Raw genomic sequence first — 16,724 nt, forward strand, 5'->3', positions numbered from 1 at the left:
ACTAGCCTCGCGGTGTGATCGTCGACAACGCGCTCTATCGCAAGGGCGTCCGCGTGCCGCTGGAGTTCGACATCGCGGACCTCGCCGCGGTCCGCGCCCGCGCCGCCACGGACGATGAGTTCGTCTGGGTCGGCCTGCACGAGCCGACGGAGGCCGAGCTGGACGGCGTCGCCGAGGTGTTCGGCCTGCACCCGCTCGCCGTCGAGGACGCCCTGCACGCCCACCAGCGGCCCAAGCTGGAGCACTACGACGACGGGATCTTCCTCGTCCTCAAGACGCTCTGGTACGTCGACGAGGACGACGCCGTGGAGACCGGCGAGGTGAACGTCTTCGTCGGCGCCGACTACATCGTCACGGTCCGCCACGGCGTCGGCTCCGAGCTGCACTCGGCCCGCGAGTTCCTCGAGGGCGTCGAGTCCGTGCTCAGCCACGGCCCCTCGGCCGTCGTCTACGCCGTCTGCGACCGGGTCGTCGACGAGTACCGGCACGTCGCCGCCGCCCTCGAGGTCGACGTCGACGAGGTCGAGGAGTCGGTCTTCTCCCCCGCCCGCACCAACGACTCCGTCCGCATCTACACCCTCAAGCGGGAGATCGCGGAGGTGCGCCGCGCGGTGCTGCCGCTGCGTGACCCGATCCGCCGGTGCGCCACGGGGCGTGTGGAGGGCATCCAGGCGGAGTCGGCGCCGTTCTTCCGCGACGTCGCCGACCACCTGGACCGGGTGGCGGAGACCGTCGACAACCTCGACGGCCTGCTCTCGACCGCGTTCGACGCGCACATGGCGGCGATCAGCGTCCGGCAGAACGACGACATGCGCAAGATCTCGGCCGGCGTCGGCCTGGTCGCTGCACCCACGCTGATCGCGGCCGTCTACGGTATGAACTTCGACAACATGCCGGAGCTGCACTGGGCATTCGGCTATCCGTTCGCGCTGGTGCTGATGGCGTTGAGCTCGCTGTCGGCCTGGGTCTTCTTCAAGAAGTCCGGGTGGCTGTGAGGCCTCAGGCGTTCAGCACTCCCCCAGCCACCAGGCCGAGGGTGAGCGCGCCGAGGCCGATCCGGTAGACGACGAACGGCAGGTAGGACCTCGTCGACACGTAGCGCAGCAGCCAGGCGATCGCGGCGTACCCGACGACGAAAGAGACCACGGTAGCCACGATGGTGGGTCCCCAGCCGAAGGTGTTGTCGCCGTGCGGGATCTCCTTGAGCTCGAAGAGGCCGGCGCCGACGACCGCGGGGATCGCGAGCAGGAACGCGTAGCGGGTGGCGGCCTCGCGCTCGTAGCCGAGGATGCGGCCCATCGAGATCGTGGCACCCGAGCGCGAGACGCCCGGCACCAGCGCGGCGGCCTGGGCGAGTCCCATCAGGACCGCGTCGCGGAGGTTGATCTGCTTGATGGTCTTGTTGTTGCGGCTCAGCCGGTCCGCGACCCCGAGGATGATGCCGAGGACGATCAACGTGGTCCCGATGATCCAGAGGCTGCGGAAGTCCGACTCGATGACGTCCTTCAAGGCGATGCCCAGGACCACGATCGGCAACGAGCCGATGATGATGAACCAGCCCATCCGGGCGTCGAGGTGACCGCGGTACTCCGGCTTCACCAGCGACTTCAGCCACGCCGTGGCGATGCGCAGGATGTCCTCACGGAAGTAGATCAGCACGGCCAGCTCGGTCCCGATCTGGATCACCGCGGTGAACGCAGCGCCTGGGTCGCCCCAGCCCACCATCTCCGGGAAGATCCGCAGGTGGGCGCTGCTGGAGATCGGCAGGAACTCGGTGAGCCCCTGCAGGGTTCCGAGCACGACTGCCTTGAGAAGGTCCATCACGGGCCGGAAGCCTACGGGGGCAGGGCGCGACCCGCCGCGTCACCCGGGGTGTACGGCGAGCCGCGGGAGGCGTCCGTGGTCGTCGTCGCTAACGTTGCGCCATGCAGCAGCGCGCGATGGGCTCCACGGGGCTCAAGGTCTCCCGGCTCGGTCTGGGGACGATGACATGGGGTCGGGACACCGACGAGCACGAGGCGCGCGACCAGCTGATCGCCTTCACCGAGGCGGGTGGCACGCTGCTCGACACGGCCGCCGGCTACGGCGACGGAGCCTCCGAGGAGCTCATCGGCTCGCTGCTCGGGGACATCGCCGACCGCGACGATCTCGTTCTCGCGACGAAGGCCGGCATCTCGCGGCGCCACGGCCAGCGCTCGACCAACACGTCGCGTGGGCACCTGCTGACCACCCTCGACGCCTCGCTGAAGCGCCTCGGGGTGGACCACGTCGACCTCTGGCAGGTCCACGTGTGGGATGACGGAGCCCCGCTCGAGGAGACGCTCAGCGCCCTGGACCTCGCGGTCACCAGCGGGCGCGCGTCGTACGTCGGGGTGTCGAACTACACCGGCTGGCAGACCGCCCAGGCCGCGACCTGGCAGCGCGCCGTGCCCGGTCGGACCCCGCTGGCGTCGACCCAGGTGGAGTACTCCCTGCTCAACCGCGCGATCGAGGCCGAGGTGCTGCCGGCTGCCCAGGCGCTGGGACTCGGCGTACTCCCCTGGTCACCGCTCGGGCGGGGCGTGCTGACGGGGAAGTATCGCCACGGAACGCCGTCGGACTCGCGCGCCGCCACCGAGCACTTCGCCGGCTTCGTGAGCGCCTACCTCGGCGAGCGCAGCCACGGCATCGTGGAGTCCGTCGTGCGCGCCGCGGACGGCCTGGGCTGGTCGCCCCTCGAGGTCGCCCTGGTCTGGGTGCGCGACCGCGACGGGGTCACCGCCCCGATCATGGGAGCCCGGACGGCAGCCCAGCTGCGCGCCGCCCTGGAGACCGAGGAGCTGGAGCTCCCCGGTGAGATCGCCGACGCCCTGGACGACGTCTCAGGAGAGTGAGATGAGCCCCCGCACGCACCGACGCCCGCCCACCCCCGGGGTGGAGTGGGAGTTCGACCGGATCACCCTCTCGCGGGAGTTCTCCCGCAACGTGGTCACTCGCCTGCTCGTCGACCGGGCCGAGCACGGCGGCTGGGAGCTGGACCGGGTGCGGATCACGCCCGACGGGACGCGCCGCGTCACGCTGCGCCGCAAGATCATCCGCCAGGTGCGGCCGACCCTCTACCTCTGACCCCTCGTTGGTCGAGCAGGTTGCGCAGCAACCGACGTCGAGGCCCCCCTCGCTGGTCGAGCAGGTTGCGCAGCAACCGACGTCGAGGCCCCCTCGCTGGTCGAGCAGGTTGCGCAGCAACCGACGTCGAGACCAGGCCCACCACATGACGACGCGGTCGATCCGGAGCACGTGCTGCTCCGGATCGACCGCGTTGCGTCGGCTCACAGAGCCTTGAGGATCTCCTCGGCCAGCGGACCCGACGACGCCGGGTTCTGACCGGTGTAGAGCGTCCGGTCCACAACGACGTTCGGCGCCCACGGCTCGGCCTCCTGATAGTCCGCGCCCAGCGCGACCAGGCGGTCCTGCAGCAGCCACGGAGCCTTGTCGGCCAGTCCGGCCTGGGCCTCCTCGGCGTTGCTGAAGCCGGTGAGGCGATAGCCGCTGAACGGGCTTGCCCCGTCCGCGTCGGCCGTCGCGAGGAGCGCGGCCGGGGCGTGGCAGACGATGCCGAGCGGCTTGCCCGAGGCCAGCGTCGAGGTCAGCAGGCGCGCGGAGGTGACGTCCTCGGCGAGGTCCTCCATCGGACCGTGACCGCCGGGGTAGAACACAGCGGCGTAGTCCGCGATCGACACGTCCTCGAGCCGGGCCGGCGAGCCCAGCTGCTCGATCGACTCGAGCTCGGACCGGATGGCGTCCGCGCTCTCCTGCCCGCCGTTGGCGTCGGCAGCGAGGCTGGCCTCGTCCACGACGGGCTTCACGCCGCCGGGCGTCGCGACGACGACCTCGTGGCCGGCCTCGGTGAAGACGCGGTACGGCGCGACGAGCTCCTCAGCCCAGAACCCGGTGGGGTGCTGGGTGCCGTCCTTGAGCGTCCAGTGCCGGGCGGCGGTGACGACGAAAAGGACCTTGCTCACGAGCTCTCCTTCGGTTGGGTGCGTGCGGATCGTTCACGTAGCCCAACCCGCGACCCGGGTCGCCCATTCCACCTGCGGCTGCTCAGGCCTCGTCGAGGAAGCGGTCGAAGACCCTCGCCCCGAACTCCAGGGCGTCCACCGGGACCCGCTCGTCCACGCCGTGGAAGAGCGCGGTGAAGTCGAGATCGGCCGGCAGCCGCAGCGGGGCGAAGCCGTAGGAGCGCATCCCGAGCTTGGTGAAGTGCTTGGCGTCCGTCCCGGCGCTCATCAGGTACGGCGCCACGAGGGCGTCGGGGTCCTCGGCCATCAGCGAGCGGGTCATCGCGTCGACGAGCGGGGTGTCGTAGGGCATCTCCCAGGGCTGCTGGTGGCTGACGAAGTCCATCTCGACGTTCTCGCCGCACAGCTCGGCGATCGTGGCGAAGAACTCGTCCTCGTAGCCCGGTAGGAACCGTCCGTCCAGGTGCGCGGTGGCCTCGGTGGGGATCACGTTGACCTTGTAGCCCGCGTCGAGCATCGTCGGGTTGGCGGTGTTGCGGATCACGGCACCGAGCATCCGTGCGGCCGGCCCGAACTCCTGGACCAGCGCCTCGGCGTTCTCCGGCGTGGCCTCGGTGCCCGCCAGCTCCCCCACCGACGCGAGAAGCACCCGCATGGCGGGCGTCAGCCGGACCGGCCACTCGTAGGCGCCGATCCGCGCCACGGCTCCGGCCAGCTCGGTGATGGCGTTGTCGCCGTTGATCATCGACCCGTGCCCGGCACGACCACGCGCGCGCAGTCGCATCCAGGCCATCCCCTTCTCGGCTGCCTCGATCAGGTAGATCCGCCGTCCCCGGACCGTGGCGCTGAAGCCGCCCACCTCCCCCACGGCCTCGGTGCAGCCCTCGAGGTCCTCGCGCGCCACCTTGAGCAGGTGCTCGGCGCCCTTGTGCCCGCCGGCCTCCTCGTCGGCGGTGAAGCACAGCACGATCGGACGGTCCGGCAGCCGTCCCGCACGGGTGCGGGCACGCACCACCGACAGCAGCATCGCGTCGAAGTCCTTCATGTCGACCGCGCCGCGCCCCCAGACGAAGCCGTCCTTGATCTCGCCGGAGAAGGGGTCGACCTGCCAGTCCTCCGCCGCGGCGGGGACGACGTCCAGGTGACCGTGCAGCAGCAGCGGCTCCCCCGTCGTACCGCCCCAGTGGGCGATCAGCGACGTCCGCCCCGGCTCGGACTCGTAGAGCTTCGACTCGATGCCGACCTCGTCGAGCAGCGTCGCCACGAGCTCGGCGGCCTTGCGCTCCCCGGGCCCCTCGGCGTCGCCGTAGTTGGAGGTGTCGATGCGGATCAGGTCGCGACACAGGTCGACGACCTCGGCGGCCGGGTCGTAGGGCGCGGGCTGGGAGCTCTCGGTGACCATGGCCCCATCCTGACATCCGCACCTGCAGGGGCCGATGTGAGAGTTGGGGCGATCCTTTGTTACAGTTCCACCGCACTCGTCCGGGTGGCGGAATAGGCAGACGCGCTAGCTTGAGGTGCTAGTGCCCTTTATCGGGCGTGGGGGTTCAAGTCCCCCCTCGGACACTGAGAAGGCTCCGGCTCCACGGAGCCTTTTCTTCATTTAGGCCTCCACCGGATCCGTCGGCACGCCGACGGGCCGGGCGTCGATCGGCGCACGTCGTACGACGTCCCCGACGGCCGCCGGGAACCGTGCGGCGAACCGCTCCGCCAGCGCGGTGATGGTCAACGACGGGTTCACGCCCAGGTTGGCGGGGATCACGCTGGCGTCCATGACGTAGAGGCCCGGGTGACCGTGCACCTCGTGGTCGGCGTCGACCACGCCGTGCTCGCCGTCCACCCCCATCACCGCTCCCCCGAGGATGTGCGCGGTGATCGAGAGCCCGCCGACGGACTCGCCGAGCAGGTTGAGCGGTCGGCCTCCCGAGGCGGCGGCGAACGCCCGGGTCACCTCGTTGGCGATGGGGAGATAGCTGGGTGGGCGGACGCCACCGGAGAGGCGGGAGCGCAGCACCCGACGCCAGGGCCGCACCGGCGAGGGGCTCAGGTCCAGCGCCAGCTCACTGTCGTGGTGCTGCATGGTGGTCAGCACCGTCAGCCGCTGCAGGAACCGGCGAGCGGTCAGCACTCGCGCCTGGGCTCCCGGGCGAGTGACGAGCTGCCCCAGCACCCGTGCCGCGCGCCGACCGGGACGCTCGCCGTCGACCAGCGGACCGAGCTGCAAGCGCATGTGCCAACCGCCGATGTAGCGGTTCAGGGTCGTGTGCGTGCGCTCGTCGGGGTGGAAGTCGCTGGAGATCGTCGGCCCACGGGAGAGGTCCTCGCCCGGGGGCTGCAGGACCGCCGTGAGCGCCTCCGAGTTGGTGCGGACGTGCTGACCCAGCCGACGCGAGACCCGGGGCAGGGTGCCGAGCTCGTCCCGGCATCGGTAGAGCAGCTCGACGGTGCCGAGCACCCCCGCGGCGAGCACCACGCGCCGCGCCCGGATCTCCCTGAGCGGCTCGCGACGCCACGGATGCCCCACCCGCAGCAGGTAGCCCCCGCCCGGCAGCGGCTCGATGCTGCGCACGTCGTGCTCAGGGCGGATCTCCGCGCCGTACCGCTCCGCCAGGTGGAGGTAGTTGCGGGTCAGCTGGTTCTTCGCGCCGTAGGGGCAGCCGAGCAGGCACTCGCCGCACAGCCGGCATCCGGTGCGCTCGGGGCCCTCGCCCTCGAAGAAGGGATCGGGGCCGCTGACACCCTCGCGTCCGAAGTGGATGGCCAATGGCACGGGCCCGTACGACGCCTCCGCACCCACCGCTCGTGCCGCCGAGCGCAGATGGTCGTCCATCGGTCCTCGGTGCGGGCTGTGCACCCGACCGAGCATCCGGCCCGCCCGGGCCAGGGGCGCCGACAGCTCCGAGGCCCAGTCCACTCCGAGCGCCGTCATGGCCGGCTCGGCGTAGAAGTCCGCACCGGGCTCGAGCAGCACGCCCGCCCACACGATCGAGCCACCGCCCACACCGGTCCCGCCGATGATCGCCATGTGGCGGAAGATCCGCTGCCAGAAGAACCCGCGCATGCCCAGGCTGGGCTGCCACAGGTAGGCCCGCGGGTCGCGCCGGGCTCGCAGCAGGTCCTCGTCACTGTGCCGCTGGCCCTTCTCCAGCACCAGCACCCGGTGCCCGGCCTCGGTCAGGCGCAGCGCGGTGACCGCGCCACCGAACCCGCTGCCGACCACGGCGACATCTGTGTCGAATACATCTGCTCCAGCCATGGCCGGAGGCTATCGGCTGGCACGACGGATCATGCCCGAATCCAGGAGGCGGCCTGCGTCGATCCGTGTCTGCCCTGGCGACGCTGGGAGGCGGGCAGAACTGTGGGCCTCCCGTTACTCCCTCTTTGCCCCACCCCCTCATGTCCTGCACTCCGCATGCCGACATCTGGAGCACAAGCCACGATCTGCGCCACCAGGCGCACCAGCGAACGGGACAAGCACCGTGACCATCCTCCGCATCGACCACGTGCCCGGCCACTGGGCTGCCGAGGCTCTCGGGCGCGAGCTGAACCAGCTCGACCTGTGGGTGCTCGGACGGCTCGCCGCCCGCGCCGGTCTGCGCCTCGACATCGAGGGCTCCTGGGTCTCTGCCTCCCCCGAGGCGCTGGCGGCGATGGGCAGCGTCGAGTGCCGGGAGGCACCGGGCGAGGACCTGATGCTGGTGCTCAGCGACGCGCTGGCCGCGGAGATCTGGTCCCCGCTGGGGGATGAATGGGCCGCCGAGGTCGACGCCGTCGTGGACCTCGCCGTCGCGGGGACCCTCGATCTGCTCCCGCTCCTGGTGGCCTGCCTGGCAGCCGGCCGCGCGCAGGTCGACCAACGCCCTCTCGCCGAGCTGCTCGGCGCCGTGGTGTGCAGCGCCCAGAGCGTCTGGCTCGTCTGAGACTCGCCACCGCCCCCGCTGGTCGAGCAGATTGCGCAGCAACCGACGTCGAGACCACACGACTGCGGCACCCGCCCTCCTCGAGGACGGGTGCCGCAGTGATCGGTGTGCTGGGACTACTTCACGAGCTCATGCGCGTGGGAAGCGACCTTCGCCGAGCGCTGCGCGACCCGGTCGCTGGGACGGGCCGGCAGGAAGCCCCGCTTGGCCTGGGCCAGACGCAGGACCGCGTGCGCGGCCGCGTCGGACATCTCCCCGATCGCCTTCGTGCTCACGTTGCGGATGTTGTCGCACTTGGCGTGGTAGCACTTGTCGTAGGCCTCGCCCGCGGTGCCGCCGAACAGAGCGGCCTCCTCAGCCGTCTTGATGCCCTCGGCTCCGGTGAACAGACCACCGGCCGGGATGCCGACCGCGATGAACGGGCCGTAGTCCGAGCGGCCACTGAACTCGGTGGGCGCGCTCGCCAGCTTCTCGCGACGGAAGTGGCTGGTGAAGACCTGCTCGATCTTCCCCGAGCCGGCAGGGCCCGCGAGCTCGGTGTCGGAGCCGTCCCCGTCGTAGATGAAGCGGGCGTAGTTGGGCGACCCGACCATGTCGAAGTTCAGGTTCGCCATGATCCGGCTGATGCCCTTCTTGGTGAGCGTCTTGACGTAGTGTTCCGAGCCGAGCAGCCCGGACTCCTCGGCCCCCCAGAAGGCGAAGCGCACCTGCTGGCGCGGCTTGATCTTCAGCTTGGCCATCTGCTCGGCGATCTCGAGGATCGTGGCGCTGCCGCTGCCGTTGTCGTTGATGCCGGCGCCCTCGGTGACCGAGTCGAGGTGAGCTCCGACGACGAGCGCCCTGTTGGGGTTGCCCGTGCGCGTGGTCGCGATGATGTTGCTCGTGCGTGCGGCGGGATCGGTGCGCACGTCGGTGGCGACGTGCATCGTGACGTCTCCGGCCTCCGTCTGGGCCGCCAGTGCCGCCCCGTCCTCGAAGGACGCCCCGACCACGGGGATCGAGACGGGGTCTCCGAGCGTGCCGGTGGTCAGGTCGGTGCGCCCCTCCTGGCCCTCGTTGAAGATGATCACCGCGTCATAGCCGGCGTCCTGGGCGAGCTGGGCCTTGACCCCGAACGCGCAGGTGCCGCGCTGGACCAGCGCGATGGCGTCGTCCTCACCCGGCGCCGGGAAGTCCTCGGCCTCGCAACCGGACGTGGCGCCCGGCTCCGCCGGCGGCGGCAGGGTCAGGTCGATCGGCACCAGGGTGCCCGTGACGTCCCCGTCACCGGAGAAGGAGAAGGTGCCCGTCTCGTAGGTGGTGGCCATCGGATCGGTCTGCTCGAGGACCGGCTCGGAGAACTCCTGGAAGAACGGGAACGTGAACTCCTGCTCGCGCACGCGGTAGCCCGCGCGCTTGAGCTTGCGCATCACGTAGTCGGCGGACGCGTCGTAGCCGGGCGTCCCGGAGGCGCGGTTGCCGTCGTTGCGGTTGGCGATCCGCTGGAACGCGCGGTTGTGCTCCATGATCTGCCTGGTCGTGACCGCCTTGCGCAGGCGCTTGGTGCCGGCCTGCTTGCCGGGGCGCGGCTTGGCGTCCGCCTCCTGCGAGACGGAGCGATCAGCCGACTGACCGGCGGGGTCGTCGGCTTGGGTGGCGGCCACGGGGACCAGGGACAGGACCAGGGCGCTCGCCCCTCCCGTCGCCATCATGCGAATGCGGTGCAAGGCGCCTCCTGAGAACGGCGTCCGCGTCGCTGACCGGCGCGGACTTGGAGGCAGGAAACCCTGCGCACCCCGCTCTTGGCAAGAGGTCGTGCGGTGAAAGCGCTCTACTTGGCGTACATCGTCTCCAGCAGCCCCCGGTGGTCGGCCTCCACGACCTTGCGACGGACCTTCATGCTCGGCGTCAGCTCACCGTTGGTGACGGACAGGTCGTGGTCGAGGATGCGGAAGTCCTTGATGGTCTCCCACCGGTTCAGCTGCCGGTTGAGGTTGTCCACGCACTCCTGGACGTAGTCGCGCACGGCCGGGCTATCGGTGAGGGCCCGGTAGTCGCGCGTCGTGATCCCCTGCGAGACCGCCCACTCCGTCAAGGCGTCGGGGTCCAGCGACACCAGAGCCGTCGCATAGTGGCGTCCCTCGGCGTGCACGATCATCTGGCTGGCCAACGGGCAGCCCGCGCGGAAGAGCACCTCGATGGCCTGGGGCGCGATGTACTTGCCGCCGGAGGTCTTGATCAGGTCCTTCTTGCGGTCGGTGATCCGCAGCCGGCCCTGTTCGTCGAGCTCCCCGACGTCGCCGGTGGCGAACCACCCGTCGGGGCTGAGGACGGCGGCCGTCTCCTCCGGCAGGTGGTGGTAGCCACGCATCACGCTGGGCCCGCGCAAGAAGATCTCTCCGTCGGCCGCGATCCGGACCTCGGTCCCGGTGATGGGCGGGCCGACGTGGCCGAAGACGAGGTCCTCCAGCTGGCCGATGCAGCCGGCCGCGCTGGTCTCGGTCAGCCCGTAGCCTTCGAGCACGGGGAGGCCGGCGGCATGGAACCAGCTCGCGACGTCCGCCGACAGAGCAGCGCTGCCCGACAGCAGGAAGCGGATCCGTCCGCCCAGGCGATCGCGGATCTTGGCGAGGACGAGCCGGTCGGCGACGGTGTGCTCGAGCCTGACCAACGGCGAGGGCCGCAGACCCTCGAGCCGGCACCGAGACACCGTGCGCCCGACGCGGAAGGCCCAGTCGAACAGAGCCTTCTTCACCCCGCCGTCAGCCTGGACGCTCTGCTTCACCTTGCCGTGCACCTTCTCGAAGATCCTCGGGGGCCCGGCCATGAAGGTCGGTCGGACCTCTGCCAGGTTGTCGACGATCTTGTCCATCCGACCGTCGATCGCGGTGGCGAATCCGATCTGCAGCTGGACGGCCTCGAGCATCTTGCCGAACGAGTGCGACAGCGGCAGCCAGAGGAACTGCAGGTCGTCGCTGGTGAGGATCCCGAGCGACTCGGCCCCGGCGCCGACGTACGTCCAGCAGCTGTGAGGCAGCTCGACGCCCTTGGGCTGCGCGGTGGTGCCGGAGGTGTACATCAGCGTCGCCAGCTGGCCCGAGGTGATGGCCGCGATCGCCTCATCGACGCAGGTGGGGTCCTCGTCGAGGCGACGCTTCCCCAGCGCCCGGAGGTCCTCGAGGCCGATGACCCACTCTCCATCGCCCTTCCCGTCGAACCTGATCACCTTCTCGAGCGCGGGCAGCTGGTCGCGCCAGGCCCACAGCTTGTCGATCTGGGTCTGGTCCTCCACGAAGGCGATCCTCGACCCGCTGTCGGCCAGGATGAAGGAGACGTCCTTGGCGCTGGTCGTCGGATAGACCGCGGTCGTCGCGGCTCCGGAGCAGGTGATGGCCAGGTCCGCCAGCACCCACTCGATGCGGGTCCCGCTCGCGATCGCCACCCGGTCCTCTGGCTCGATGCCCAGGGCGAGCAGGCCGGCGGCCAGCACCCGGACCCGCTGCTGCGTCTCGAGCCAGGTGTACGACGCCCAGCCGTTGCGGGTGGGGAACCGGTAGGCCTCCGCGTCAGGCGTCCGCGCCACGCGGTCCTGGAACATCTGCGCGACGGAGACCGCCACCGCCGGAAGAGTGGTGGGGTTCGTCCCCCTGGTGATGGCACTCACGATCGCTCCGTCCCTGGCACTTGCCACCAACATTCGTAGCCGTACCGGGTCATCGCTAGGGGCCTAGGTCCCGGGAAGCACCCGGTCGTCCTCCGGCACGAGCTGGACCTCCACCTCGAGGCAGTTGCCCCCGACCGGGGTCAGGGTGCACGGTCCGAGGCTGCGCACCATCGCGATCGAGGCGGCGTTGTCGGCGGCGATGCTGGTGACGATCCGGGTGACTCCAACCGGACGGGCCCGCAACAGCTCGGCGAGCAGCGCCCGCGCCACGCCGCGCCCCTGCCACTCGTCGATCACGGTCACGGCCAGGTCGGCCGCATCGGGTTGGTCGGCGTAGCGGATGATCCGGCCCACTCCCACCGGGTCACCGTGATGGTGGCTGTCCAGCGCCACGAGGGCGAGCGCGATGTGGTCGATACCGTCCACCTCGTCCACCAGGTGGTGCAGCAGCCCCTCGGTGAGGTGGGGCACCCCCGACAGGAATCGGCTGTCCCGGGTGCGTGCGGACAGATGCTCATAGCCCTCGCGGAGGGCCTCGCGGTCCGTCGGCAGCAGCGGGAGGATGAGAGCCGGGGTCCCGTCGCTCAGCACGGCCTCGGCGATCACGGTGCACCTCCCTCATCGTCGAACCTACGCCCCTGTCGGGGGCGCCGCAGCGTTCGGACGAGGTGATCCCAGCCTCAGGCGCCGATCGCCGAGCTGTCTGGGTGCCCGCGTTGACCGTCGATCCCCATGTCCGCGTCCCGCATCAGGTCGGAGACGAGCCGCTGACCGGTCTCCAGTGTCTCCTCGAGGGTCTGCATGGCCCGATCATGACGGCCCGACTCCATCGCCCACTTCGCCGCCGCCATGCCCTGGACCAGGGTGTCGTTGATCTCCACGGCCTGGCGATGCCGCAGCTCCGCGATCTCGTGGGTCCGTTGCAGCTGCTCTGCCCGCTGGAGACGGTCGGAAGCATCGCCCAGGAGCACACCGACGAGCAGGTGAGGGAGCGTCCGTGAGGCCCAGCCGAGCAGCCCGAGCTCCACTGAGTCGACCACCACCCACACGGCCACCAGTGCCACGGCCACCAGGCCGGCCGCGACTCCGCCACGCCTGCCGAGCGCCAGTGCCAGCAGGGTGATGGGGAGGGCGTAGAGCATGGTGATGCCCTCGGTGGTGTCCATCCCGAACATCAGCCGCAACGCGAAGATGGCGGCGAAGAGCACGCCGGCAAGCGCCACCGCCATCGGAGGGCGGCGCCGGAACCAGGGCGCGTCGGCGCGAGCGACCACGAGTCGCTGGACAGGATGCATCCGACAATCCTGCAGATTCGCCGCGCCAGATCCAACGGACGAAGGTCCTGACCTCGGGCGCCCAAGGTCAGGTCCATGCGGCATTCCGGTCTCTTGAGGGACGTTGGTCCCCAGCCGGTGGATACGAAGGCCCTCCCCCGAGCTCGACCGGGAGCGTGACGATGGTGACACGCCTGCAGGACGACCCTTCGGAGGACTTGATGCACGACGCGCCCGTCGATCCCGGCCCCACGGAGACCTCGCTCCCCGTGACGGAGGACACCCCAGTCGGCGCCGGTCGTCCCATCCGCATCTACCTCGTCGACGACCATGAGCTCGTCCGCCGCGGACTGTGCGATCTCCTCGACGCCTATGAGGACATCGAGGTGGTCGGCGAGTCTGCGACCGCGACCGAGGCGATGGCGCGCATCCCCGCACTCCGACCCGATGTGGCGATCCTGGACGGACGTCTCCCGGACGGGACCGGCATCGACGTGTGCCGCCACATCCGCTCCATCGACCCGAGCATCCAGGGCCTGATCCTCACGTCGTACGACGACGACGAGGCGCTGTTCGCCGCGATCCTGGCCGGTGCCGCCGGCTACGTGCTCAAGCACATCAGCGGGGACGCTCTGGTGCAGGGCATCCGGCAGGTGGCCCAGGGCCAGTCCCTGATCGACCCGGCGCTGACGCTGCGCGTGCTGGACCGGGTGCGGACGGGCCCGACCACCCACGCCGAGCTCGCCTCACTGACCGAGCAGGAGCAGAGGATCCTGGCGCTGGTCGCGGAGGGCCTGACCAACCGGCAGATCGGGGAGCGTCTCTACCTCGCCGAGAAGACGGTCAAGAACTATGTCTCGACGATCCTCACCAAGCTCGGTCTGCAGCGTCGGACGCAGGCCGCGGTCCTCGCGGCCCGGCTGATGATCACCTGAGCTAGCGAGGACGCGGACGCACCCGCGTCGTGGCCGGGGCCGTCCACGGGTCCTCGGGCCACGCGTGTCGCGGATAGCGCCCGCGCAGCTCCGAGCGCACCTGTGGATAGCCGCTGGCCCAGAACGACTCCAGGTCGGCGGTGACCGCCGCAGGCCGGCCGGCGGGCGATAGCAGGTGCAACAGCAGCGGCACCCGGCCATCGGCGAGCCGCGGGGTGGCCCGCCAGCCGAAGGTCTCCTGGATCCGCACCGCCAGGACCGGCTGCGCGCCCGCATAGTCGACGCGATGGGACGCGCCGCTCGGCACCGTCACCCGCTCGGGAGCCAACTCGTCCAGGCGGCCGGCCTCCGGCCAGGGCAGCAGGCGGCGCAGTGCTGCGACGACGTCCACGCGCCTGAGGTCACGCGCACCGCGCAGCCGGTGCAGCTCCGGGCCCAGCCAGAGCTCGACGGCGGCCAGCAGCGCCTCGTCGGACACCTCGGGCCAGGGCGACCCGAGGGCGGTGTGCAGGAAGTGCAGCCTCCCCCGCAGTGACGTCGCGGCCGCAGTCCAGGGAAGCAGATCCAGTCCTTCGGCACGCAGTGCCTCGCGCACGGCGTCCGCCACCTGGTCGGGCGCCGGCTCGGGGATCGGCGTCGAGGTCAGCTCGATGGCCCCCAGCCAGGTGCGGCGGCGCGCGACGACCTGACCGCCTGACCAGGACACGTCCTCGCTCTCCTGCCACAGCGCCGGGGCCGCCTCCAGGGCAGCGTCCTCGGTGAGCGGGGCGGCCGAGCGGATCGTCGCGTCGCGCTGCCCGGGCCTGCGCTCGGCGTCTGCGATGGCCAGCCACGGCTGACCCGCCAGGCTGGCGGACCCTGGGCCGAGGGTCGCTCCGGTCCCCGAGGCCATCAGGTACGACGCGGAGCCGGCCCGTCGACGGGCGATGCGGTCGGGGTGGGCGAGTGCCACGACCAGCCCGACGGCGAGATCGTCGCTGGTGGCCGGGCCGCCGGCGCCACCCGCCCGCTGATCGGCGGGGTGGTCACGGGGCTCCCGCGGCAGCGAGGTCCGCAGCTGACGCACGCTGTTGGTCCAGACGGCGGCGTCGCGGCCGTTGCGGCGCAGGGCTCTCAGCGCCGCCACCAGGTCCCCGGCGGGAACCCGCACGTCCGAGGAGATCAGCGCCACGACCTCGGCGGCGCGGCGAGCGCCGACCAGGGCGGAGCCGTCGAGCAGCGCGCGGGCCAGCCGCGGGTCGGCGCCGACCCGGGCGATGGCCCGGCCGCGAGGAGTTGCTGATCCCTCCTGGTCGACGGCCCCGAGCCCCAGGAGCGTCTCGCGAGCAGCGGTGAGCGCCCCGGTCGGTGGCTGGTCCAGGAGCGCGGCCCCGCGCGGGTCCGGGGTCCCCCACACCGCCAGCTCGAGCAGGAACGACGTGAGGTCGCCGGTGGCGATCTCCGGCTCGGGATGGGCCGACAGATGCGCGTGCTCGGTCTCCGACCAGCAGCGGTGGACGGCACCGGGTCCCTCGCGGCCCGCGCGTCCGGCCCGTTGGTCGGCCGCGGCCCGACTGACGTTGACCGTGACCAGTCCGGCCAGGCCCCGGCGGTGATCGGTGCGCGGCTGGCGGGAGAGTCCGGCGTCGACCACGACCCGGACACCGGGCACGGTGAGCGACGACTCGGCGACGGCGGTCGACACGATCACGCGTCGTTCGGTCGCCGGAGGCGGCTGGGGGGTCAGCGCGAGGTCCTGCTCGGCCGGTGGGAGCCGGCCGTGCAGTGCCCGCACCTGGGCGCCGACGCCGGCGAGGCGTCGTACCACTCCCCCGATCTCGGCCGCGCCCGGCAGGAACACCAGCACATCGCCCTGGTGCCGGACCAGCCCCTCCCGGACACAGCCGGCGACGTGGTCGAGGTAGGCCGGTGTGACACCGCGCTCGTCGAGGCGGCGCACACCCGGCGGCGGGGGGCTCCACACCTGCTCCACCGGATGCAGGGCGCCCGGTACGTCGATCACCGGCGCTGGGCGGGCCCCGCCCAGCAGCTGCGCCGTGCGTCCGGCCTCCACCGTCGCCGACATCGCGACCACCAGCAGATCGTCGCGCAGATGGGCGCGCACGTCGATGAGGAGCGCGAGCGCGAGATCGACGTCGAGCTGGCGCTCGTGGACCTCGTCGAGCACCACCGCGCTGACGCCGGGAAGCTCCGGGTCACGCTGGAGGCGGCGCACCAGGACACCGGTCGTCACGATCTCGATGCGGGTCCGCTCGCTGACGCGACGGTCACCGCGCACGGCATAGCCCACCGTCTCCCCCACCGGCTCTCCGAGCAGGGAGGCGAGCCTGCGCGCGGCGGCGCGGGCCGCGATCCGGCGCGGCTGCGTGACGACGACGCGCCCCGGACGCAGGACGGCGACGGCCGGGGGGACCATCGTGGTCTTGCCCGTGCCCGGCGGGGCCTGGACGACGGCGACGCCCTCGGCGCCGAGAGCGGCCACCAGTGCCCCCAGACCGCCGACGACCGGAAGGTCGGGCGGCTCGGCGAGCAGGCGCTGGAGCGGGTCATCGGGCACGCCTGCAGTGTGCCCCGACGACAGGGTGCTCGCTCAGGTGCCCCGCTCAGGGCGTTCGGGTGTCGGGCTCAGCCGCTCGGCGTCCCGCGTCTGGGCCCGGCGGTCGATCCTCCTCAGCGGCCTTGGCGGCATGGATGGCCTCCGTGGCGAGGTAGCGGTTCATGCCCGCCCACATCCGTGCCTTCTCGCTGCCCGTCATGGTGCGCGGTGCCTGGGCGCGCGCCTCCTGCTGGGCCTGCAGCTTGTCGGTCTCGTCCATGGCTGCTCCAGTCTCATGGTGCCTTCCCTTCGATGCTCACGCCCGTCACCGTCGCGGCACAGAGTCCTTGGGCCCGTCGTGCTGCACCCGGACCATGGGCCAAGGACCATGGACACTGGTGGCCGGCGCAGGCGC

General features: G+C 71.3%; 15 protein-coding genes and 1 tRNA gene. 6 read left to right on the forward strand and 10 right to left on the reverse strand.

Going from position 1 to position 16,724, the window contains the following annotated elements; translation table 11 throughout:
• The first annotated feature begins 14 nt into the window (after window positions 1-14).
• The gene (gene corA / locus ACYU7L_RS01545) at window positions 15-995 is read left to right on the forward strand and encodes a magnesium/cobalt transporter CorA (protein ID WP_460793424.1); all 981 of its coding nucleotides are present in this window, start codon (window positions 15-17) and stop codon (window positions 993-995) included.
• Window positions 996-999: 4 nt separating this feature from the next.
• Here corA and ACYU7L_RS01550 read toward each other — a convergent pair whose 3' ends face one another.
• Entirely contained in the window at window positions 1,000-1,821 is an 822-nt protein-coding gene (locus ACYU7L_RS01550; protein ID WP_460793631.1) for an undecaprenyl-diphosphate phosphatase, read from the reverse strand.
• Between the two features lie 104 nt (window positions 1,822-1,925).
• Here ACYU7L_RS01550 and ACYU7L_RS01555 point away from each other — a divergent pair, with 104 nt between their 5' ends.
• Window positions 1,926-2,873 (forward strand): aldo/keto reductase, encoded by a 948-nt coding sequence (locus tag ACYU7L_RS01555; protein WP_460793425.1) that lies wholly within the window; start codon window positions 1,926-1,928, stop codon window positions 2,871-2,873.
• Window position 2,874: 1 nt separating this feature from the next.
• Window positions 2,875-3,105 (forward strand): DUF5703 family protein, encoded by a 231-nt coding sequence (locus ACYU7L_RS01560; protein WP_460793426.1) that lies wholly within the window; start codon window positions 2,875-2,877, stop codon window positions 3,103-3,105.
• Window positions 3,106-3,308: 203 nt separating this feature from the next.
• Here the strand turns inward: ACYU7L_RS01560 and ACYU7L_RS01565 are convergent, their stop codons facing one another.
• A complete protein-coding gene (locus tag ACYU7L_RS01565) occupies window positions 3,309-4,001 on the reverse strand; it encodes a type 1 glutamine amidotransferase domain-containing protein (protein WP_460793427.1) in 693 nt (230 codons plus the stop codon).
• An 82-nt stretch (window positions 4,002-4,083) separates the two neighbouring features.
• Complete coding sequence (locus tag ACYU7L_RS01570) at window positions 4,084-5,403, reverse strand: M20/M25/M40 family metallo-hydrolase (RefSeq protein ID WP_460793428.1); 1,320 nt, start codon at window positions 5,401-5,403, stop codon at window positions 4,084-4,086.
• Window positions 5,404-5,481: 78 nt separating this feature from the next.
• Between ACYU7L_RS01570 and ACYU7L_RS01575 the strand changes: the two genes are divergently transcribed.
• Window positions 5,482-5,567, forward strand: a tRNA-Leu gene (locus ACYU7L_RS01575).
• Window positions 5,568-5,604: 37 nt separating this feature from the next.
• On the opposite strand, the gene ACYU7L_RS01580 is transcribed toward ACYU7L_RS01575, so the two are convergent.
• Complete coding sequence (locus ACYU7L_RS01580; protein WP_460793429.1) at window positions 5,605-7,257, reverse strand: GMC oxidoreductase; 1,653 nt, start codon at window positions 7,255-7,257, stop codon at window positions 5,605-5,607.
• Between the two features lie 223 nt (window positions 7,258-7,480).
• On the opposite strand from ACYU7L_RS01580, the gene ACYU7L_RS01585 reads away from it, so the two are divergent.
• Window positions 7,481-7,921 carry a hypothetical protein gene (locus ACYU7L_RS01585; protein ID WP_460793430.1) on the forward strand — a complete coding sequence of 147 codons (441 nt, stop codon included), beginning with the start codon at window positions 7,481-7,483 and terminating at the stop codon, window positions 7,919-7,921.
• 116 nt (window positions 7,922-8,037) lie between these two features.
• Here ACYU7L_RS01585 and ACYU7L_RS01590 read toward each other — a convergent pair whose 3' ends face one another.
• The 4 genes from ACYU7L_RS01590 to ACYU7L_RS01605 form a co-directional block, all read right to left on the reverse strand.
• The gene (locus ACYU7L_RS01590; protein ID WP_460793431.1) at window positions 8,038-9,627 is read right to left on the reverse strand and encodes a M28 family metallopeptidase; all 1,590 of its coding nucleotides are present in this window, start codon (window positions 9,625-9,627) and stop codon (window positions 8,038-8,040) included.
• Between the two features lie 104 nt (window positions 9,628-9,731).
• Complete coding sequence (locus ACYU7L_RS01595; protein WP_460793432.1) at window positions 9,732-11,564, reverse strand: AMP-dependent synthetase/ligase; 1,833 nt, start codon at window positions 11,562-11,564, stop codon at window positions 9,732-9,734.
• A gap of 63 nt (window positions 11,565-11,627) precedes the next feature.
• Window positions 11,628-12,170 (reverse strand): GNAT family N-acetyltransferase, encoded by a 543-nt coding sequence (locus ACYU7L_RS01600; RefSeq protein ID WP_460793433.1) that lies wholly within the window; start codon window positions 12,168-12,170, stop codon window positions 11,628-11,630.
• A 74-nt stretch (window positions 12,171-12,244) separates the two neighbouring features.
• Window positions 12,245-12,859: a hypothetical protein gene (locus tag ACYU7L_RS01605; protein ID WP_460793434.1), complete on the reverse strand. Its 615-nt coding sequence runs from the start codon at window positions 12,857-12,859 to the stop codon at window positions 12,245-12,247.
• Between the two features lie 161 nt (window positions 12,860-13,020).
• Between ACYU7L_RS01605 and ACYU7L_RS01610 the strand changes: the two genes are divergently transcribed.
• Entirely contained in the window at window positions 13,021-13,773 is a 753-nt protein-coding gene (locus ACYU7L_RS01610; RefSeq protein WP_460793435.1) for a response regulator, read from the forward strand.
• Between the two features lies 1 nt (window position 13,774).
• Here the strand turns inward: ACYU7L_RS01610 and hrpB are convergent, their stop codons facing one another.
• Complete coding sequence (gene hrpB, locus ACYU7L_RS01615) at window positions 13,775-16,330, reverse strand: ATP-dependent helicase HrpB (RefSeq protein WP_460793436.1); 2,556 nt, start codon at window positions 16,328-16,330, stop codon at window positions 13,775-13,777.
• Between the two features lie 46 nt (window positions 16,331-16,376).
• A complete protein-coding gene (locus ACYU7L_RS01620) occupies window positions 16,377-16,589 on the reverse strand; it encodes a hypothetical protein (protein ID WP_460793437.1) in 213 nt (70 codons plus the stop codon).
• Between the last annotated feature and the right edge of the window lie 135 nt (window positions 16,590-16,724).

Source organism: Nocardioides pacificus, assembly GCF_054775955.1.